This is a genomic window from Paenibacillus violae (assembly GCF_032461945.1).
Lineage (GTDB): Bacteria > Bacillota > Bacilli > Paenibacillales > NBRC-103111 > Paenibacillus_E > Paenibacillus_E violae.
Genome location: NZ_JAWCUD010000020.1, coordinates 26,491 through 46,869, shown reverse-complemented (window position 1 = coordinate 46,869; position 20,379 = coordinate 26,491). Strand labels below are relative to the sequence as shown.

At 45.2% G+C, this 20,379-nt stretch carries 20 protein-coding genes and 1 other annotated feature; all 20 genes read left to right on the top strand.

Features of this window, described 5'->3' with window-relative positions; all coding sequences use genetic code 11:
* Positions 1-135: 135 nt before the first annotated feature.
* A complete protein-coding gene (gene cysE, locus RQP52_RS34535; RefSeq protein WP_315956001.1) occupies positions 136-807 on the top strand; it encodes a serine O-acetyltransferase in 672 nt (223 codons plus the stop codon).
* Entirely contained in the window at positions 788-2,188 is a 1,401-nt protein-coding gene (cysS, locus tag RQP52_RS34530) for a cysteine--tRNA ligase (protein ID WP_315956000.1), read from the top strand. Before cysE ends, cysS begins: the two co-directional genes overlap by 20 nt.
* Entirely contained in the window at positions 2,185-2,616 is a 432-nt protein-coding gene (locus tag RQP52_RS34525; protein ID WP_315955999.1) for a Mini-ribonuclease 3, read from the top strand. The genes cysS and RQP52_RS34525 overlap by 4 nt, the downstream gene beginning before the upstream one ends.
* Before the next feature lie 54 nt (positions 2,617-2,670).
* Positions 2,671-3,411, top strand: coding sequence for a 23S rRNA (guanosine(2251)-2'-O)-methyltransferase RlmB (gene rlmB, locus RQP52_RS34520; protein ID WP_315955998.1), 741 nt, complete (start codon positions 2,671-2,673; stop codon positions 3,409-3,411).
* A gap of 5 nt (positions 3,412-3,416) precedes the next feature.
* Positions 3,417-3,929, top strand: coding sequence for an NYN domain-containing protein (locus RQP52_RS34515; RefSeq protein ID WP_315955997.1), 513 nt, complete (start codon positions 3,417-3,419; stop codon positions 3,927-3,929).
* Between the two features lie 118 nt (positions 3,930-4,047).
* Positions 4,048-4,692, top strand: a complete 645-nt coding sequence (gene sigH / locus RQP52_RS34510) for an RNA polymerase sporulation sigma factor SigH (protein ID WP_315955996.1) — start codon at positions 4,048-4,050, stop codon at positions 4,690-4,692.
* A 232-nt stretch (positions 4,693-4,924) separates the two neighbouring features.
* Entirely contained in the window at positions 4,925-5,074 is a 150-nt protein-coding gene (gene rpmG / locus RQP52_RS34505) for a 50S ribosomal protein L33 (protein ID WP_079418041.1), read from the top strand.
* A gap of 19 nt (positions 5,075-5,093) precedes the next feature.
* Entirely contained in the window at positions 5,094-5,306 is a 213-nt protein-coding gene (secE, locus tag RQP52_RS34500) for a preprotein translocase subunit SecE (protein WP_127457552.1), read from the top strand.
* Between the two features lie 24 nt (positions 5,307-5,330).
* The gene (nusG, locus tag RQP52_RS34495) at positions 5,331-5,864 is read left to right on the top strand and encodes a transcription termination/antitermination protein NusG (protein ID WP_126144113.1); all 534 of its coding nucleotides are present in this window, start codon (positions 5,331-5,333) and stop codon (positions 5,862-5,864) included.
* A gap of 89 nt (positions 5,865-5,953) precedes the next feature.
* Entirely contained in the window at positions 5,954-6,379 is a 426-nt protein-coding gene (rplK, locus tag RQP52_RS34490; protein WP_029196472.1) for a 50S ribosomal protein L11, read from the top strand.
* A 115-nt stretch (positions 6,380-6,494) separates the two neighbouring features.
* On the top strand, positions 6,495-7,187 hold the full coding sequence (rplA, locus tag RQP52_RS34485) for a 50S ribosomal protein L1 (protein WP_127457551.1): 693 nt from the start codon (positions 6,495-6,497) through the stop codon (positions 7,185-7,187).
* A gap of 54 nt (positions 7,188-7,241) precedes the next feature.
* Positions 7,242-7,395, top strand: a sequence feature (ribosomal protein L10 leader region).
* Positions 7,396-7,460: 65 nt separating this feature from the next.
* Complete coding sequence (gene rplJ / locus RQP52_RS34480) at positions 7,461-7,970, top strand: 50S ribosomal protein L10 (protein WP_127457550.1); 510 nt, start codon at positions 7,461-7,463, stop codon at positions 7,968-7,970.
* A gap of 63 nt (positions 7,971-8,033) precedes the next feature.
* A complete protein-coding gene (rplL, locus tag RQP52_RS34475) occupies positions 8,034-8,399 on the top strand; it encodes a 50S ribosomal protein L7/L12 (protein ID WP_127457549.1) in 366 nt (121 codons plus the stop codon).
* A gap of 134 nt (positions 8,400-8,533) precedes the next feature.
* On the top strand, positions 8,534-9,130 hold the full coding sequence (locus tag RQP52_RS34470; RefSeq protein WP_315955995.1) for a class I SAM-dependent methyltransferase: 597 nt from the start codon (positions 8,534-8,536) through the stop codon (positions 9,128-9,130).
* A 379-nt stretch (positions 9,131-9,509) separates the two neighbouring features.
* Positions 9,510-13,049, top strand: coding sequence for a DNA-directed RNA polymerase subunit beta (gene rpoB, locus RQP52_RS34465; RefSeq protein WP_315955994.1), 3,540 nt, complete (start codon positions 9,510-9,512; stop codon positions 13,047-13,049).
* A 69-nt stretch (positions 13,050-13,118) separates the two neighbouring features.
* Entirely contained in the window at positions 13,119-16,739 is a 3,621-nt protein-coding gene (gene rpoC, locus RQP52_RS34460) for a DNA-directed RNA polymerase subunit beta' (RefSeq protein WP_315955993.1), read from the top strand.
* A gap of 174 nt (positions 16,740-16,913) precedes the next feature.
* The gene (locus RQP52_RS34455; RefSeq protein ID WP_145669483.1) at positions 16,914-17,165 is read left to right on the top strand and encodes a ribosomal L7Ae/L30e/S12e/Gadd45 family protein; all 252 of its coding nucleotides are present in this window, start codon (positions 16,914-16,916) and stop codon (positions 17,163-17,165) included.
* Positions 17,166-17,327: 162 nt separating this feature from the next.
* Entirely contained in the window at positions 17,328-17,747 is a 420-nt protein-coding gene (gene rpsL / locus RQP52_RS34450; RefSeq protein WP_028557500.1) for a 30S ribosomal protein S12, read from the top strand.
* 44 nt (positions 17,748-17,791) lie between these two features.
* Positions 17,792-18,262, top strand: a complete 471-nt coding sequence (gene rpsG, locus RQP52_RS34445; RefSeq protein ID WP_127457544.1) for a 30S ribosomal protein S7 — start codon at positions 17,792-17,794, stop codon at positions 18,260-18,262.
* Between the two features lie 39 nt (positions 18,263-18,301).
* Entirely contained in the window at positions 18,302-20,377 is a 2,076-nt protein-coding gene (fusA, locus tag RQP52_RS34440; RefSeq protein ID WP_315955992.1) for an elongation factor G, read from the top strand.
* The last annotated feature ends 2 nt before the right edge of the window (positions 20,378-20,379 follow it).

Here is a 20,379-nt window from a genome sequence, read left to right as displayed (position 1 = left end):
GGGTTATTGAGTTGGGAGACTTCCGAGTCACCAAGCAGAGTGGAACCGCGATTAATTACGCCTCTGCAGCCATATGGCTGCGGGGGCTTTTTATTATACGCAGGAGTATGATTTCCTACAAAAGAAGGTGAGAGCATGTGGCGAACGATCAAATCTGATATTTCCGCCGTATTCGATAACGACCCGGCTGCACGCAGCTGGTTTGAGGTTGTGTTTACTTACTCTGGCCTGCACGCCATATGGGCCCATCGAGTCGGTCATTGGTTTTATAAAAGGAAGATGTTCACTATTGCCCGTATTGTTTCCCAGTGGAGCCGTTTCATGACAGGTATCGAGATTCATCCAGGTGCTACGATCGGCCAAAGATTGTTTATTGACCATGGGATGGGTGTCGTCATTGGGGAAACCTGTGAAATTGGCGACGATGTGATTTTGTATCAAGGGGTAACACTGGGGGGAACTGGGAAAGAAAAGGGTAAGAGACACCCAACTATTGGCAATAATGTAGTTATTGGATCAGGTGCCAAAATTTTGGGCTCCTTCCTTGTTGGCGAGAATTCACGAATTGGCTCCAATGCGGTCGTTATCCAAGAGGTTCCTTCGAACAGTACCGTTGTAACGATGCCTGCTAAGCTTGTGAAGCGGGATGGTGTGCGTGTGAACCGGTTGGACCATGGCAATTTGCCGGATCCGATTATTGATATATTCCAGGAAATGCAGCAGCAAATTAATGAATTACGAAGACAGTTAGAACTAGAACGGGTTAAGAATGGAGGAGCGAGAGAACATGACGCTCAGAATGTATAATACGCTAACACGCAAGAAGGAAGAGTTTGTGCCTTTAGAACCAGGTAAGGTAAAGATGTATGTGTGCGGCCCGACCGTATACAATTATATCCATATTGGCAATGGCAGACCGGTCATTTTCTTCGATGTTGTACGCCGCTTTTTAGAGTCTCAGAACTATGAAGTCACTTATATTACAAACTTTACCGATGTGGATGATAAAATGATTCGTAAAGCCGAGGAAATGGCTGTTACCGTTCCGGAGCTGGCAGAAACTTTCATTGCCGCCTTCTTGGAGGATATCCAAACGCTTGGGGTACATGACGCTACTTTGAATCCCCGCGTAACGGAAAATATTCAAGAAATCATTGAATTTATCGCTGCTTTAGTTGAGAAAGGCTTCGCTTATGAAGCACGCGGCGACGTCTATTACCGGACGACCAAATTCGCTGAATACGGCAAGCTTTCACATCAAAATCTGGAAGAACTCCAATACGGAATTCGCATTGAAGTGGATGACCGCAAAGAGAATCCGCAGGATTTTGTTCTTTGGAAAGCGGCCAAACCGGGAGAGATCTATTGGGATAGCCCTTGGGGCCAAGGTCGTCCGGGCTGGCATATCGAGTGCTCTGCGATGGTGCGCAAATATCTGGGCGAAACGATTGATATTCACGGCGGCGGTCAAGATCTGACGTTCCCGCATCATGAGTGCGAAATTGCCCAAACCGAAGCGGTGACTGGTCATCCAATGGCCAATTACTGGTTGCACAATGCGTTCCTTAACATTGATAATGAAAAAATGTCCAAATCGCTGGGGAATGGCATTCTCATCCGCGATCTTGTGAAGCAAATCAAACCGGAAGTTTTCCGTTTCTTTATGTTATCCGCTCACTACCGCAATCCGTTGAACTTCAGCGATGAGAGCCTCAAACAAGCGGCTAATGCGTTGGAGCGCATTCAAAATGCAAATGATAACCTGAAGCATCGTCTGGCCACAGCCTCAATAACAGGCGAGATCGAGGCTGCTCATACGGAGCGTGTAGCGGCGATTGCCAGTCAGTTCGTCGAGAAGATGAACGACGACTTTAATACCCCGGATGCGATCACGGCGGTGTTCGACCTCGTTGCAGAAGCGAATCTGTACCTGCAGCAGGAGCGGGTGAATGCTGCCGCTTTGCGAATGTTCCTGGATCAGCTGCAGGTATTTGATCAGACGTTGGGGATTTTATCGAAACAGGCTGACGAATTGTTGGACGAAGAAATTGAGCAGTTGATTGTCGATCGGACGGAAGCGAGGAAGTCGAAGAACTGGGCACGTGCGGACGAAATCCGCGATCTGCTCACAGAGAAAGGGATATTCCTTGAGGATACACCGCAGGGAATTCGTTGGCGCCGCAAATGAGTGAAACTTTTACTGATGCTGCGAATCTGTTCGTTTTTCCGCCGTCCAAGAGCCCTCATTTGCTGAATCCTCTTGTGCTTGCCTATATTGGCGATGCCGTCTATGAGGTCTATATTCGGCAATATGTGATTTCTGGCGGGAACCATCGGCCCAATCATTTGCACAAAGCAGCGACCGGCTATGTATCGGCTAAGGCGCAATCCAAGGTGTTGGATGCGTTGATGCCGATGCTGACGGAAGAAGAGATTGACATGGTGAAGCGCGGACGCAATGCCAAATCAGGAACGACAGCCAAAAACGCGGATGTGCTTGAATATCGGCATAGCACCGCGTTTGAGTGCTTAGTTGGATATTTGTATTACAAGCAATCTTTTGAGCGGTTGAAGGAAATATTGGATTTTGTTCTGGCACATAAGAATCAAGCTTAGTCCATTTTGGATGTAAGTTTTGTTAAACGAGGAGTTTTTAGGAGGAAGCAAGAGATGGATGAGGAATATATTGGCGGGAAGCACTCCGTAATGGAGGCGATCCGTGCCGGTCGAACAATTAACAAAATTTGGATTGCTGAGAATGCACAGAAGCAATTCGCTGGCCCGATTGTAGCGGAGGCCAAAAATTTAGGGATTCTTGTACAATTTACAGATAAACGCAAGCTTGATCAAATGGTAGAAGGGCTTCAGCACCAAGGAGTTATAGCGCAAGTAGCAGCCTATGAATACGTAGAAGTAGAAGATATTCTTGCTATAGCTAAAGCGCTTGGCCAGGATCCTTTTATCCTCATTCTTGATGAGATTGAAGATCCGCATAATCTGGGTTCGATCCTGCGAACAGCGGATTGCACGGGAGTTCACGGTGTCATTATTCCCAAAAGACGTTCCGTAGGGCTGACAGCTACGGTTTCCAAGACATCGGCGGGAGCGGTAGAGTATGTTCCTGTTGCTCGAGTAACCAATATCTCGCAGACTATCGAGCAGCTCAAAGAGCAGGGAGTTTGGGTCGCGGGAACGGATGTGACTGCAGCGCAAGATGTATATAAAGCGAATTTCAGTATGCCCATAGCTCTTGTCATTGGCAACGAGGGGAAGGGTGTTGGAAGGTTGATTAAAGAGAGATGTGACTTCTTAGTTAAACTGCCGATGGCGGGACATGTGAACTCTCTGAATGCTTCTGTTGCCGCGGGTGTTTTGATGTATGAAGTGGTTCGCCAACGAAATAAGAGTTAAAGCAGATGGAAGAGTTTCTAATCGTAGACGGCTACAATATCATAGGCGCATGGCCTGAACTGAGTAAGCTGAAGGATACCGACCTGGAAGGGGCCCGCGATAAGTTAATTCATATGCTGGCGGAATACCAATCGTACTCGGGTATGAAGGTATACCTGGTTTTTGACGCTTACATGGTACCGGGGCTTGGGAAGAAGTATGTACAGAGCAAGTTGAACGTCCTCTACACCAAAGAGAAGGAAACCGCGGATGAACGGATCGAACGATTGGTTACGAATCTGATGGGAAGACGTAAACAAATCTATGTGGCCACCTCCGATATGATTGAGCAGCATGTTATTTTCGGTAAAGGAGCTCTTCGATTGCCGGCTGGTGAACTTCTCATCAAAATCAAACAGAATCGCAAAGAAGTTCGAGACCGCATTCAACCAGAAACGACAGCGAAACGCAATCCGTTTGAAGGCAAATTGAGCAACGAGTTGAAGGCGCAGTTCGAACGATGGCGAAGAGGGGAGTAATCCTCCAAATGCTAGAAATGGTGGGGGTCCCCGTTGACGGTGTGAGATTTCATCATGTATACTTAACCTAAACTTTTAATGTGAATCTGGGTAGTCCTGCAGGCCGGAGGGATTGTTGGTGAGTGTCGACCTCAAAGAACTGAGAATGTATGATTATGACCTCAAGCCAGATGAAGACATTGTCGAGGCAGTCCGTGAAGGCAGTAGCGAAGCGTTGGAATATCTTATCAACAAATATAAGAATTTCGTGCGTGCCAAAGCACGTTCTTATTTTTTGATAGGTGCAGACCGAGAAGATATTGTGCAGGAAGGAATGATAGGTTTATATAAATCTATCCGCGACTTCCGAGGAGACAAGCTTGCTTCTTTTAAAGCCTTTGCTGAACTGTGCATTACCCGACAGATCATCACGGCGATTAAGACAGCAACACGTCAGAAGCACATTCCTCTTAATTCCTACGTGTCACTGGACAAGCCTATCTATGATGAAGATTCTGATCGTACGCTGCTTGACGTCATCAGCGGTTCCAGGGTCACAGATCCTGAGGAGCTTGTGATTAATCAAGAAGAATTTACGGGACTTGAAGATAAAATGGGAGAGATATTGAGTGAATTAGAGCGTAGGGTTCTTATGCTCTATCTCGATGGGAGATCCTACCAAGAAATTGCGGTGGACCTTGATCGTCATGTCAAGTCGATTGACAATGCTCTTCAACGTGTGAAACGCAAGCTTGAACGCTATTTGGAAGTTAGAGATTTATAGAATGTGCCCGCGCTGCCTTGCTTGGTCTTGGCTGCGCGGGCCTTTTATTTGTACGAGGTTTATTATCATACCGGAGCGTCTATACTGATATTACTCTTGCGATTGTGAGACTTCTTCCTTGACACTCTGTAACCGGTTGTGATAAAGTATTTCAGGTAGCCCTAAAAGTCGCTTTCTTTTTGACGCGCTTCGAAGGGCTTTAATTAGAACGTGTCTGTAGGAGGTGTACATCATGCGGGTCATCATCACATTAGCGTGCACAAATTGCAAACAAAGAAACTATGCATCCACTAAAAATAAGCGCAACAATCCCGACCGTATTGAGTTGAAGAAATATTGCAAATTTTGCAATGAACATACTGCTCATCGCGAGACTAGGTAGTTCTTTGGAGGTGTAGTTTGTGGGGTTCTTGGCTAGAATGAGACAAAGCTTCGGATCCACTTTTTCCTTCTTCACCGACAGTTGGACAGAACTCAAAAAGGTCAAGTGGCCAAGTCGCAAAGAGATGATCACCTATACGCTTGTTGTGTTGGGTACTGTAGCTTTTGTTGCTATTTATTTTTTTGTGCTGGATCTTGGAATTTCTGAGTTGCTGCGCCTTGTTTTTAAATAAACAGGACTATAGGTGAATTTATTCATGGAAAAAAGATGGTACGTCGTACATACCTATTCAGGGTATGAGAACAAAGTGAAAGCCAACCTGGAGAAACGTGTTGAATCCATGGAAATGACGGACAAGATCTTCCGTGTGCTTGTGCCTATGGAAGAGGAACTGGTAAATAAAGACGGCAAGAAAAAAGTCGTCATGCGTAAAGTTTATCCAGGTTATGTTCTCGTAGAAATGATTCAGACGGACGACTCTTGGTACGTAGTTCGTAATACGCCAGGAGTCACTGGATTCGTAGGCTCTACGGGATCCGGCTCTAAACCGACTGCATTATTACCTGAGGAAGTTGAATCTATTTTGAAGCATATGGGAATGGAAGAGCCGAAGGCGAAGATCGACTTCGAACTCAAAGAGACCGTACGCGTCAAGGTGGGACCTTTCGCAAACTTTGTCGGATCTGTTGAGGAAATTGTGGCTGACAAGGGTAAACTTAAGGTGCATGTCAACATGTTTGGTAGGGAAACCCCGCTTGAGCTCGATTTCGACCAAGTGGAAAAGCTATAACACAAGACAACCAAGGGTTTCTACCAGGTCTATTCCTCGGGATAGACCTTCGTTAGTGGGATCTATATTATAAACAGGAGGTGTCTAACATGGCAAAAAAGGTTATTAAAATCGTGAAGCTTCAAGTTCAAGCTGCGAAAGCAAATCCAGCACCACCGATCGGTCCAGCATTGGGTCAAGCAGGTGTGAACATTATGGCTTTCTGTAAAGAGTTTAACGCTCGTACTGCTGATCAAGTAGGCCTTATCATTCCGGTTGAGATTACAGTATTCGAGGATCGTTCCTTTACATTCATCACTAAAACGCCTCCGGCTGCAGTTCTTCTTCGCGTCGTTGCTGGTATCGAAAAAGGATCCGGTGAACCAAACAAAAAGAAAGTTGCAACTGTGAAACGTGCAAAAGTTCGCGAAATCGCAGAACAAAAAATGCCTGACCTGAATGCTGCATCCGTTGAGGCTGCAATGCGTATGGTTGAAGGTACAGCTCGCAGCATGGGAATCACTATCGAAGATTAATTCCGCAAGGAATGCGGCTGTGTAAACCGCGGTTTACGTAGAAGTTTTCTTGGAAAACTTTGAGGTCGCTCGGTGGGAGGATTATCCGCTAATACCACTAAGGAGGATATACATTATGCCTAAACACGGTAAGAAATACCGCGAAGTATCTCAGCTTGTTAATGCTGAAACTTTGTACGATCCGTCAGAAGCAATCGAGCTTGTTAAGAAAACAGCTCCTGCTAAATTTGATGAAACTGTAGATGTTGCAGTTCGTCTGGGTGTAGACCCAAGAAAACAAGACCAGGCTGTTCGTGGTGTCGTAGTACTTCCACACGGTACTGGTAAAACGAAACGTGTACTTGTATTTGCTAAAGGCGAGAAAGCGAAAGAAGCTGAAGCAGCTGGTGCAGATTTTGTTGGTGATGCTGACATGATCAACAAAATTCAACAAGGTTGGTTCGAGTTCGACGTTTGCGTAGCTACTCCAGACATGATGAGCGAAGTTGGTAAACTGGGTCGTATCCTCGGGGGTAAAGGTTTAATGCCGAACCCTAAAGCAGGAACAGTTACTTTCGACGTTACGAAAGCTGTTCAGGAGATCAAAGCTGGTAAAATCGAGTACCGTCTTGACAAAGCAGGACAAATTCATGCTCCACTTGGTAAAGTATCTTTCGATGCAGACAAGTTGAACGAAAACTTCAAAGCATTGGTTGATGCGCTTGTAAGAGCGAAACCAGCAGCTGCTAAAGGTGTTTACCTGAAAAACATTGCTGTATCCTCCACAATGGGACCAAGTGTTCGAGTGAACGTAAGCTCCTTCAGATAAGTAATAGCTTCCAGTTGACTTCGGTTGCTGGGCGTGATACTCTATCAAAGGTCATAAAAATGAATATGCAAACCGTAGACAGTAGGTGCCTCGTGCTTAATTTCCTACCGAGGTGTTATGATATATATAGCGATTTCTTTGTACATCAGGGAAAAAGTGAACACATCATGCCTTCGTAGCGTCTACGAAGGCATTTCTTATTGTTATAAGGAATGCTGATGCTCCTACAGTTTGTGATATTGAATCATAAATGCATAAGAAGTGAGGTGTACTATGGCAAACGCGAAAATTCTTGCAGAGAAACAACAAGCGGTAGCTGAAGTAACTGAAAAGTTCAAAGCTAGTGCTTCTACAATCATCGCTGACTACCGCGGTTTGAACGTAGCTCAAGTAACTCAGCTGCGTAAAACCCTGCGCGAAGCTGGTATTGAATTCGTAGTTCTCAAGAACTCGTTGGCTAGACGCGCATCGGCAAATGCTGAACTAAGTGAATTGGATGAGTACCTAACAGGTCCTACTGCCATTGCTTTCAGCAAAGACGATCTAGTTGCTCCAGCGAAAATCTTGACTGAATTTGCGAAAAAGAATGATCAATTGAGCGTAAAAGGTGGCGTGGTCGAAGGCCGCGTAGTTGGATACGATCAAATTAAAGCACTTGCTGAACTTCCATCCAGAGATGGTCTTCTCTCCATGTTGCTTAGCGTTCTTCAAGCTCCTGTTCGTAACTTTGCACTTGCTGTTAAAGCAGTTGCTGAGAAAAAAGAAGCTGAAGGTCAAGCTTAATTTCAGTTTACGAAGTGTTTTACAACAACAAACTAATTTATTAATGATAATGGAGGTTTAACCATGAGCACAAATGCAACGATCCTAGAAGCAATCAAAGGCATGACAATCTTGGAATTGAACGACCTGGTTAAAGCAATTGAAGAAGAGTTTGGCGTAACAGCAGCAGCTCCAGTAGCAGCTGGCGGTGGCGCAGCAGTAGCAGTAGAAGAAGCTCAAACTGAGTTTGATGTTATCTTGACTAGCGCTGGTGCTTCCAAAATCAACGTAATTAAAGTAGTTCGCGAAATCACAGGTCTTGGCCTGAAAGAAGCGAAAGACCTAGTTGACGGCGCTCCAAAACCAGTAAAAGAAAAAGTTAGCTCCGAAGAAGCAGAAGCTGTTAAAGCTAAGCTTACAGAAGCTGGCGCATCTGTAGAAGTTAAGTAATTTCTTTTCAGGAAACCTCTTGAAGCTTGCCTTCAAGAGGTTTTTTTACCTAAGCTTTTACCCTTAGGAAAGCCTTAGGAACGCTCGCAGTTATTTGATTTTCCTATTGGTAAAAATGAGGAGGGAATCTTAACGTGTCAGAGCATTATTATACGCAGCGTCCTACAGTTAAGCATGATGTCAATGTAGCGCAAGAGGAACTGCGTGGCAGAAAGTACACATTCCTGACGGATGCTGGCGTCTTTTCGAAAAAAGGTGTGGATTTTGGAAGCAAACACTTAATTGAAACGATGCAGTTGAAAGAGGATGCTAAGGTGCTTGATGTTGGTTGTGGTTATGGACCGATTGGCTTATCAGCAGCGGTGATGTGTCCGAAGGGGCATGTGACAATGGTCGACATTAATGAACGGGCTATTGAGCTAAGTACTGAAAATGCGCGGCGCAATGGAATTACTAATGTGTCGATCCTACAGAGCGATCTTCTGGAGCAGGTAAAAGAGCAGCGTTTTGACGTCGTGCTCACCAATCCTCCGATTCGTGCCGGCAAGGAAGTTGTGCACCGCATTTTTACAGATGCCTATGATTGTTTGGTTGATGGCGGATCGATATGGGTTGTCATTCAGAAAAAACAAGGTGCGCCTTCAGCGATGAAGAAACTTGAGTCTGTCTACAGCGAAGTTGTCGAAGTGTCCAAGGACAAAGGGTATAAAATACTCAAGGCCACAAAGTAAGGCTTCAGTATTATGTAAGCTGAAGTCTTATCTGACAATCGTGGAAATTAGTTTGACTTGATTTTTCATATGTGGTATTATTAAAAAATGTCAGTATTAAGATGGGACACATGTCTTTAGTTAACAAAAATGTCAAGTCTTTTTTTCCTCCAGGATGAATAAAATTTGAACTCGTAACGTATAATGTTTGAATTTTAGGAAACTCTAACAGGATGGGAAGAAATATTTGGAAAGTCTTATTGATTACAGGGAAAAATCTTCATCCATACAGTCGCTTAATTCGGACGGGCTCCAATAACGGAGGCGTCCTGAGTGTACGTCGGTCGAAGTTTTTCTTCTTCTTTTTATTTATTGAGTAGAGTTGAGGGGTGAATGAAAGTTGGCGGGACATCTTGTTCAATTTGGACGACGTAAACGCAGGACTTATGCACGAATTAATGAGGTGCTGGGCATTCCAAACCTGATTGAAATCCAGCAAAAATCGTATGAGTGGTTTTTGGAAGAGGGATTACGTGAGATGTTTCAGGATATCTCTCCGATTCAAGATTTCACAGGTAACCTAGTACTGGAGTTTATTGACTATAGCTTAGGCGATCCTAAGTATTCGGTTGATGAATCCAAAGAACGCGACGTAACCTATGCGGCGCCGTTAAGAGTCAAAGTCCGTTTGATTAATAAGGAAACCGGCGAGGTCAAGGAACAGGAAGTGTTCATGGGGGATTTCCCTATTATGACCGATACGGGAACGTTCATTATTAACGGTGCGGAGCGTGTAATCGTCTCCCAGCTCGTTCGTTCCCCCAGTGTTTATTATAGCACGAAAGTGGATAAAAACGGCAAAAAAACTTACACGGCAACGGTTATTCCGAACCGTGGGGCTTGGTTGGAGCTTGAGACGGATGCGAAGGATATTATCTATGTTCGTATCGATCGCACGCGCAAAATTCCAGTTACGGTATTGCTTCGTTCTTTAGGATTTGGCACAGATGCAGAGATTTTGGATTTGCTCGGTGACAACGAATATATCCGTAATACGCTCGATAAAGATAACACGGATTCTACGGAAAAAGCGTTAATCGAAATCTATGAGCGTCTTCGTCCGGGTGAGCCGCCTACGCTTGATAATGCAAGAAGCTTGATCGTTGCTCGTTTCTTTGATCCGAAGCGTTATGATTTGGCTAACGTAGGTCGTTACAAAATCAATAAAAAATTACACATCAAAAATAGATTGTTCAACCAACGTTTAGCTGAAACTTTGGTAGATTCCGAAACGGGAGAAATCATCGCCGAAGCAGGACAATTGCTGGATCGTCGTGTATTAGACGAAATCCTTCCTTTTATCGAAAAAGGAGCAGGCTACAAAGAGTTCTCCATTCCAAAAGGTGTAACTGGCGCGGATACAATCCCTGTTCAGTGCATTAATGTGTACTCACCTACAGAAGAAGGCAAGGTTGTTAAAGTAATCTCTAACGGGGTTATCGACAAACAAGTTAAAAACATCACGCCTGCCGATATCATTTCATCCATTAACTATTTCATCAACTTGCTGCATGGCATCGGGAATACGGATGATATTGACCACTTAGGTAACCGTAGACTTCGTTCCGTTGGTGAGTTGCTGCAAAACCAATTCCGTATCGGTTTATCCCGTATGGAACGTGTTGTTCGTGAACGTATGTCCATTCAAGACGCGAATGTCATTACCCCACAAGCATTGATCAACATTCGACCTGTTATTGCGTCGATTAAAGAGTTCTTTGGTAGCTCTCAGCTTTCTCAATTTATGGACCAAACGAACCCGCTTGCTGAGTTGACGCACAAAAGACGTCTATCTGCACTCGGACCGGGCGGTTTGACGAGAGAGCGCGCAGGGATGGAAGTTCGTGACGTGCATCACTCTCACTATGGCCGTATGTGTCCAATTGAGACTCCAGAGGGACCGAACATTGGTTTGATCAACTCTTTGTCTACGTTTGCCCGTATTAATGAGTATGGCTTCATTGAAGCTCCATACCGTTGGGTAGATCCGAAGACGGGAACTGTTACTGACCAAATCGCTTACCTGACTGCTGACGAAGAAGATAACTACGTTATCGCGCAAGCGAACGCGCAGTTAACGGAAGATAACAAGTTTGTTGATTCAGCGATTATCGTACGTTACAAGGATGATAACTTAACGCTGCCGGTTGAACGTGTCGACTATATGGACGTTTCTCCGAAGCAAGTTGTTTCCGTTGCGACTGCGTTAATTCCGTTCCTTGAAAACGATGACTCCAACCGTGCGTTGATGGGATCCAACATGCAGCGTCAAGCGGTACCGCTTTTGATTCCAAAAGCACCTCTTGTTGGTACAGGTATGGAGCACAAAGTCGCTAAGGACTCGGGAGTATGTATTGTCTCCAAATTTGATGGAATTATTGAGAAAGCTGCTGCAAATGAAATTTGGCTGCGCCGCCAGGAAATGGTAGACGGCAAATTGGTTAGCGGTAATATCGTCAAATATAAGCTTCACAAATTCATGCGTTCCAACCAAGGTACGTGCATTAATCAACGCCCGATCGTGAAGAAGGGTCAATTGATTAAAGCTGGAGATATTCTTGCTGATGGACCATCGACCGAGCAAGGCGAATTGGCTTTGGGTCGTAACGTTGTCGTTGCCTTCATGACTTGGGAAGGTTACAACTACGAGGATGCGATCTTGTTAAGCCAGAAGCTTGTGAAAGAAGATGTCTACACATCCATTCACATTGAGGAATATGAGTCAGAAGCACGTGACACGAAGCTGGGACCTGAAGAGATTACACGCGATATCCCGAACGTTGGGGAAGATGCGTTGAAGAATCTTGACGAGCGCGGAATTATCCGTGTCGGTGCTGAGATCGGCGCAGGCGATATCCTTGTTGGTAAAGTAACACCTAAGGGTGTAACTGAACTTACTGCGGAAGAAAGATTGCTGCATGCGATCTTCGGAGAGAAAGCTCGTGAAGTTCGTGATACGTCCCTTCGCGTACCGCATGGTACAGATGGTATCGTTGTTGATGTGAAAGTATTTACTCGTGAGAACGGCGATGAGCTGCCTCCAGGCGTGAACCAACTCGTACGTGTCTACATTGCGCAAAAACGGAAAATTTCCGAAGGCGACAAAATGGCGGGACGTCATGGTAACAAAGGGGTAGTAGCACGTATTCTCCCTGAAGAAGATATGCCTTTCCTTCCGGATGGTACGCCGGTTGAAGTTGTACTGAATCCACTAGGGGTTCCTTCTCGGATGAACATCGGTCAAGTGCTTGAAGTCCACTTAGGTATGGCTTCCAAGTACCTTGGTATCCACGCAGCTACGCCTGTATTCGACGGAGCGCGTGAGTACGACGTATTTGATGCAATGGAAGAAGCCGGCATGCAACGCAGCGGTAAAACGATTCTGTACGATGGTCGTACAGGGGAGTCGTTCGAACGTGAAGTTACGGTTGGCGTCATGTACATGATCAAATTGGCACACATGGTTGATGATAAAATCCATGCCCGTTCCACAGGACCTTACTCCCTTGTTACTCAGCAGCCGCTGGGTGGTAAAGCACAGTTTGGTGGACAACGTTTCGGGGAGATGGAGGTGTGGGCGCTTGAAGCATACGGTGCTGCCTATACGCTGCAAGAAATTCTTACTGTGAAGTCCGATGACGTCGTGGGACGTGTGAAAACATATGAGTCCATTGTCAAAGGTGAGAATGTTCCAGAACCGGGTGTTCCGGAATCATTCAAAGTTTTGATCAAAGAACTTCAAAGCTTAGGTATGGATGTCAAAATCCTTTCCGGCGACGAAGAAGAGATCGAAATGCGAGAAGCCGATGATGACGATGAAGTCACTAGCGATAAATTAAACCTAAATTTAGAGGGCTCTGAATTAGGAGTCAACGAATAAAGAACGCCACAATAGATCGAGATCGATTCACTGCATAGTGGGTTTAAATTCTTAAAGGAGGGTTGCTCCTTGATGGACGTTAACAACTTCGAGTTTATGAAAATCGGTTTGGCATCACCCGATAAAATTCGCTCTTGGTCCCGTGGGGAAGTAAAGAAGCCGGAAACCATTAACTACAGAACTTTAAAGCCTGAGAAAGAAGGTCTTTTCTGTGAAAAGATCTTCGGGCCAACCAAAGATTGGGAATGTCATTGCGGTAAATACAAACGCGTCCGTTACAAGGGCGTCGTTTGTGACCGTTGTGGTGTTGAAGTAACCCGCCAAAAAGTGCGCCGCGAGCGTATGGGTCACATCGAGCTTGCAGCTCCTGTATCCCATATCTGGTACTTTAAAGGTATCCCAAGCCGCATGGGGCTTGCGTTAGATATGTCTCCAAGATCTTTGGAGGAAATCATCTACTTCGCTTCCTACGTGGTAACTGATCCAGGGGATACACCTTTGGAGAAAAAGCAGTTGCTTTCCGAAAAAGAGTACCGTAGCTACCGTGAGAAGTATGGCTATGCGTTCCAGGCTGGTATGGGTGCTGAAGCCGTTAAAAAGCTTCTGATCGATATCGACATCGAACGTGAAGTAGATACACTCAAAGAAGAATTGAAAACAGCGCAAGGTCAACGACGTAATCGTGCGATCAAGCGCTTGGAAGTTATGGAAGCTTTCCGTAACTCGAAGAACCTTCCAGGTTGGATGATTCTAGATGTACTTCCTGTCATCCCGCCGGAGCTTCGTCCGATGGTACAGCTTGACGGAGGACGCTTCGCGACTTCCGACTTGAATGATCTCTATCGCCGAGTTATCAATCGTAACAACCGTCTCAAAAGATTGCTCGACCTAGGGGCACCGGACATCATCGTTCAAAATGAGAAGCGCATGCTGCAAGAAGCAGTAGATGCTCTTATCGACAACGGTCGTCGCGGCCGTCCGGTAACGGGTCCAGGTAACCGTCCATTGAAATCCCTCAGCCACATGCTGAAAGGTAAACAAGGGCGTTTCCGTCAAAACTTGCTCGGTAAACGTGTTGACTACTCCGGTCGTTCCGTTATCGTAGTAGGTCCTAACCTGAAGATGTACCAATGTGGTCTTCCGAAGGAAATGGCGCTTGAATTATTCAAGCCTTTCGTAATGAAGGAGCTTGTGAATAAAGGGTTGGCCCATAACATTAAGAGTGCGAAACGTAAAGTCGAGCGCGTAAGTCCAGATGTATGGGATGTTCTTGAAGAAGTCATTAAGGAGCACCCGGTTCTTCTGAACCGTGCCCCCACACTGCACAGACTCGGGATTCAGGCGTTCGAGCCGATTCTCGTTGAAGGTCGTGCCATCAAGCTGCATCCGCTCGTATGTACAGCGTATAACGCTGACTTCGACGGTGACCAAATGGCGGTCCACGTTCCATTGTCATCTGAAGCTCAAGCTGAAGCTCGTCTGCTAATGCTGGCATCAGGTAACATTTTGAACCCGAAAGACGGTAAACCGGTTGTTACGCCTTCACAGGATATGGTTCTTGGAAGCTTCTATTTAACAACGGATAACAAATTTGCTAAAGGTGCTGGTTCTATCATTAGAACTGTACATGAAGCAATCTCGTCCTACCAATCGGGCAAAATGGCGTTGCATGCACGTGTTGCGATTCCGGCTAAAGCGTTGAACAAAACTAGCTTTACCGAAAAACAACAAAATGCGATGTTGATTACGACAATCGGTAAAATCATTATGAACGAAATCTATCCAAGTGATTTCCCGTTCATCAATGAGCCTACCAAAACGAACTTGCTGAATGGTATTCCGGATTCTCACTTTGTATTTGACAAAGGTGCTAATCTAAGAGCCATCATGCTTGAGCGTCCTGAGAATAAAGCGGTTGGTAAGGAATACCTTGGCTCCATCATTGCTGAGTGTTTCCGTAAATACCACACGACGCAAACATCGATGATCCTTGATAAAATTAAAGAGCTTGGATTCACGTATTCCACTAAAGCGGGTATTACCGTAGCTGTCTCTGACGTAGTTGTTCCGACTGAAAAAGAAGGAATTCTTAAAGATTGTGAAGAGAAAGTACGCGTAGTAACGAACCAATACCGCCGCGGTTTGATTACGGATGAAGAGCGTTATGACCGTGTTATCGCGATCTGGAGTAAAGCGAAGGATGAAATCACAGATATTCTGATGAAATCCCTTGATAAATACAACTCCATTTCTATGATGGTTGAGTCCAAAGCACGGGGTAACAAATCACAGATTACACAGCTTGGCGGTATGCGTGGTTTGATGGCGAATCCATCCGGTAAAATTATGGAGTTGCCGATTAAATCGAACTTCCGTGAAGGTCTGACAATCTTGGAGTACTTTATCTCCACGCACGGTGCGCGTAAAGGTCTTGCCGATACAGCGCTTCGTACAGCTGACTCCGGTTACTTGACTCGTCGTCTCGTAGACGTAGCGCAGGACGTTATCGTTCGTGAGGACGATTGCGGTACGGATAAAGGTTTCATGGTTAGCAAAATCCAAGACGGTAAAGAGGTTATTGAGGATCTCTACGACCGTATTGAAGGTCGCTATGCATTTGAAACGGTTCGTAATCCACAAACAGGCGAAGTTATCGTTCAACGCAACGAATTGATCGAGTCTGAAATTGCGGATGCGATTATCGATGCTGGCATTGAAAGACTTCAAATTCGTTCCGTTCTTAGCTGCCGTACGAACCACGGCGTTTGTAAGAAATGTTATGGACGCAACTTGGCGACTGGCCAATTCGTTGAGATCGGTGAGGCTGTAGGTATTATTGCCGCTCAATCCATCGGTGAGCCAGGAACACAGTTGACAATGCGTACGTTCCATACCGGTGGTGTTGCCGGAGACGATATTACGCAAGGTTTGCCGCGTATTCAAGAGCTTTTCGAAGCTCGGAATCCGAAAGGTCAAGCGATCATTTCCGAGATCGACGGTGTCGTCAAAGAAATCCGCGAAGCCAAAGATCGTCGTGAAATTGAAGTCCAAGGTGAAGCGGAATCCAAGGTATATGCAGTTCCTTACGGTTCCCGCGTACGTGTATCCCTGAACCAACAAGTGGAAGCCGGAGACGAGCTGACAGACGGATCTATCGATCCGAAAGAAATGCTTCGCATCAAAGGTATCCGCGGCGTGCAGAACTACATTCTGCAAGAGGTTCAACGTGTTTACCGTAACCAAGGGGTAGAAATTAACGATAAGCATATTGAAGTTATGGTTCGTCAAATGTTGCGGAAAATCCGCATCGTTGATGCTGGAGACACAACTCTGCTTCCAGGTTCCTTCGTAGACATTCATGAATATGAAGCAGCCAACAAAGTAGCCTTGTTCGCCGGCAATGAGCCAGCCGTTGCAAGACCTATCTTGCTCGGTATCACCAAAGCGTCTCTTGAAACTGATTCCTTCTTGTCTGCGGCGTCCTTCCAAGAAACAACTCGTGTCTTGACGGATGCAGCTATCAAAGGTAAGGTCGACCAATTGCTTGGTCTGAAAGAGAACGTTATTATCGGTAAACTCATTCCTGCAGGAACGGGTATGCCTCGTTACCGGAACATCCGTATTACGGATCCTAACGAAGTGCTCGTGCAAGATGAGGATCTCGAAAAAGAAACAGTAGCCGTTGAATAACGACTATTCATCTGAGAGGGATGGCCACATGTGCTGTCCCTCTTGGTTTTTCTTGGGAATCTATGATTATGTCAAAAGATAAGAAGTTCTTCCTTGACACTGGAACACCAAAATGCTAATATATCGTAGTGTGCCTAAGTTGATATTCTTTCCTTTCTCTGGAGGGGGTGCCTTATGTCTTATGATAAAGTCAAACAGGCGAAGAATATAAGTGTAGGGACGAAGAAAGTCACTAAGACGGTCGAGCAAGACAGGGCTGTTGAAGTTTTTGTTTCTAAAGATGCAGATCCGCGATTGACGATAAAGCTGGTAGCTCTCTGTAATCAAAAGGGTGTGCCAATAACCTACGTAGATTCTATGAAGATGCTAGGTAAAGCATGTGGAATTGAAGTTGGAGCTGCGGTAGCAGCTGTTGTAAATGAATAAACGCTCAAGACGTTTTTGTTAGTGGGATAGCGTACATAAGTTTTCGTGACTTTTTGCTGCTGCCCTTGGCAAAGACTTTCTCTTTGCTCATTTATGACTCGCCTGGATCTGTGGGCTTGCAAGAAGTTTATCATGTTATGAATGTAGGGAGGAGGTGGCGATATGCCAACAATTAACCAACTAGTACGTAAAGGTCGTCAAGCGAAGGTGGATAAGTCTAAATCACCAGCTTTGCAAAAAGGTTTTAACGCTTTGAAAAGAGAAGCAACGGATTTGAGTGCACCTCAAAAACGTGGTGTCTGCACGCGTGTAGGTACTATGACTCCTAAGAAGCCTAACTCCGCACTTCGTAAATATGCTCGTGTTCGTTTAACGAACCGTGTAGAGGTGACAGCATACATTCCAGGTATCGGTCACAACCTGCAAGAGCACAGTGTTGTATTGATCCGTGGAGGTAGAATTAAAGATCTTCCAGGGGTACGTTATCACATCGTGCGTGGCGCGCTGGATACTTCCGGTGTTAACAACCGTAAGCAATCCCGTTCCAAATACGGTACTAAACGTCCGAAAGTAAAAAAATAAGAAATAATAATCAGGGATGATTCTTATAAGAAAGGGGGATAACTATGCCTCGTAAAGGTCCAGTTACTCGCAGAGACGTATTGCCAGATCCGATTTATAATAGCAAACTTGTTACTCGTCTTATCAATCGTATTATGATCGATGGAAAAAGAGGGGTAGCACAGTCCATTCTATATAACGCTTTTAACCTCGTGAAAGATCGTACAGGTAAAGAGCCGATGGAAGTGTTCGAAGCTGCTATCAAAAACATCATGCCAGTTCTTGAAGTTAAAGCTCGCCGCGTAGGTGGAGCGAACTATCAAGTGCCGATCGAAGTTAAACCAGAGCGTCGTACGACACTTGGTTTGCGTTGGTTGGTCAACTATTCCCGTCTTCGCGGTGAGAAGACGATGGAAGAAAGATTGGCTTATGAAATTATCGATGCTAGCAATAGCACAGGTTCTTCCGTTAAGAAACGTGAAGATACACACAAGATGGCTGAAGCTAACAAAGCGTTCGCTCACTATCGTTGGTAGAATATTAAAACAGATTATAGAAAGGAGACATAACGACCTATGGCTAGAGAGTTCTCCTTAAAAAACACACGTAATATCGGGATCATGGCTCATATTGATGCTGGTAAGACAACTACTACAGAGCGCATTCTGTACTACACTGGTAAAGTTCACAAAATCGGAGAGGTGCACGAAGGTGCTGCTACGATGGACTGGATGGAGCAAGAACAAGAGCGCGGAATCACGATTACTTCCGCCGCTACAACTGCGCAATGGGAAGGTCACCGCATCAATATTATCGATACCCCGGGGCACGTTGACTTTACCGTTGAGGTAGAGCGTTCCCTTCGTGTGTTGGATGGAGCAGTTGGTGTATTTAGTGCGAAAGAGGGCGTTGAGCCTCAATCGGAAACAGTTTGGAGACAAGCTGATAAATACAACGTTCCTCGTATTGCTTACGTAAACAAAATGGATATCATCGGTGCAGACTTCCTGCAAGTAGTTGATTCCATGCGTCAAAAACTTGGTGCAAATGCTGTTGCTATTCAACTTCCAATCGGTGCTGAGAGTGATTTCAAAGGTATCATTGATTTGGTTGAAGAAGTGGCGTATATGTACAAAGACGATCTTGGCAAGGATATCGAGAAAGTTGAAATTCCTGCTGAGTTCAAAGATCAAGTTGCAGAACTTCGTTTGGAACTAATCGAGAAAGTTGCTGAGCTTGATGAAGAGCTTACAATGAAATATCTCGAAGGTGAAGAACTGACTATCGACGAGATCAAAGCAGCTCTACGTAAAGGTGTCTGCGAAGTGAAAATCTTCCCAGTTATCGTAGGGTCTTCTTACAGAAACAAGGGTGTTCAATTGATGTTGGATGCAGTTATTAACTACCTGCCATCCCCACTTGATGTACCTGACATTAAAGGTGTACTTGACGATGGTACTGAAGTGACTCGTAAGTCTGCTGACGATCAACCGTTCTCAGCGCTTGCATTCAAAATCATGACAGATCCTTTCGTTGGTCGTCTTACATTCTTCCGTGTATACTCTGGTACCTTGAACTCCGGTTCCTATGTCGTTAACGCGACTAAAGGCAAACGTGAGCGTGTTGGCCGTATCCTGCAAATGCATGCGAACAGCCGTCAAGAGATCAGCATTGTATACGCTGGTGACATCGCCGCAGCCGTTGGATTGAAAGATACAACGACTGGTGATACACTATGTGATGAGAAAAACCCAGTTATTCTTGAGAAAATGGTCTTCCCTGAACCGGTTATCCAGCTTGCTGTTGAACCGAAGACGAAAGCCGATCAAGATAAAATGGGTATCGCATTGCAAAAGCTTGCTGAAGAAGATCCGACTTTCCGTGCTTCCACAGACGAAGAAACAGGACAAACGATCATCGCAGGTATGGGTGAGCTTCACCTTGAGATCCTCGTTGACCGTATGCTTCGCGAGTTCAAAGTAGAAACCAACGTAGGTAAACCACAAGTTGCTTATCGTGAAACATTCCGCGCTGCGGCTAAAGTTGAAGGTAAATTCGTTCGTCAATCCGGTGGTCGTGGTCAATACGGACATTGTTGGGTTGAGTTCGAACCTCAAGAAGCGGGTGCAGGTTTCATTTTCGAAAGCAAAGTAGTGGGCGGATCTATTCCAAGAGAATACATCGCACCTATTCAAGCTGGTATCGAAGAGTCCATGAAAAACGGTGTAATCGCAGGATTCCCGCTTGTGGACATCAAAGCTACAGTTGTTGATGGATCTTACCATGATGTTGACTCCAATGAAATGGCGTTCAAAATCGCGGGTTCCATGGCACTTAAAGCTGCGAAAGAAAAATGTAAACCGGTTCTTCTTGAACCAATCATGAAGGTTGAAGTTACTGTGCCAGAAGAGTACATGGGCGATGTTATGGGTGACCTTAACTCCCGTCGTGGACGTATTGAAGGTATGGATAACCGTCATGGCGCTCAAATCATCCGTGCTAAGGTACCTCTTTCCGAAATGTTTGGATATTCCACAACACTTCGTTCGAGAACACAAGGCCGTGGTGTTTACTCCATGGAACTTTCACATTATGAAGAAGTACCTAAGTCCATTGCAGAAGAAATCATTGCAAAAGGCAAAGGCGCTTAATA

Coding starts and splice junctions, on each gene's coding strand:
- cysE (WP_315956001.1), top strand. CDS start 136: ATGTGGCGAACGATCAAATCTGATATTTCCGCCGTATTCGATAACGAC.
- cysS (WP_315956000.1), top strand. CDS start 788: ATGACGCTCAGAATGTATAATACGCTAACACGCAAGAAGGAAGAGTTT.
- RQP52_RS34525 (WP_315955999.1), top strand. CDS start 2,185: ATGAGTGAAACTTTTACTGATGCTGCGAATCTGTTCGTTTTTCCGCCG.
- rlmB (WP_315955998.1), top strand. CDS start 2,671: ATGGATGAGGAATATATTGGCGGGAAGCACTCCGTAATGGAGGCGATC.
- RQP52_RS34515 (WP_315955997.1), top strand. CDS start 3,417: ATGGAAGAGTTTCTAATCGTAGACGGCTACAATATCATAGGCGCATGG.
- rpmG (WP_079418041.1), top strand. CDS start 4,925: ATGCGGGTCATCATCACATTAGCGTGCACAAATTGCAAACAAAGAAAC.
- nusG (WP_126144113.1), top strand. CDS start 5,331: ATGGAAAAAAGATGGTACGTCGTACATACCTATTCAGGGTATGAGAAC.
- rplK (WP_029196472.1), top strand. CDS start 5,954: ATGGCAAAAAAGGTTATTAAAATCGTGAAGCTTCAAGTTCAAGCTGCG.
- rplA (WP_127457551.1), top strand. CDS start 6,495: ATGCCTAAACACGGTAAGAAATACCGCGAAGTATCTCAGCTTGTTAAT.
- rplJ (WP_127457550.1), top strand. CDS start 7,461: ATGGCAAACGCGAAAATTCTTGCAGAGAAACAACAAGCGGTAGCTGAA.
- rplL (WP_127457549.1), top strand. CDS start 8,034: ATGAGCACAAATGCAACGATCCTAGAAGCAATCAAAGGCATGACAATC.
- RQP52_RS34455 (WP_145669483.1), top strand. CDS start 16,914: ATGTCTTATGATAAAGTCAAACAGGCGAAGAATATAAGTGTAGGGACG.
- rpsL (WP_028557500.1), top strand. CDS start 17,328: ATGCCAACAATTAACCAACTAGTACGTAAAGGTCGTCAAGCGAAGGTG.
- rpsG (WP_127457544.1), top strand. CDS start 17,792: ATGCCTCGTAAAGGTCCAGTTACTCGCAGAGACGTATTGCCAGATCCG.
- fusA (WP_315955992.1), top strand. CDS start 18,302: ATGGCTAGAGAGTTCTCCTTAAAAAACACACGTAATATCGGGATCATG.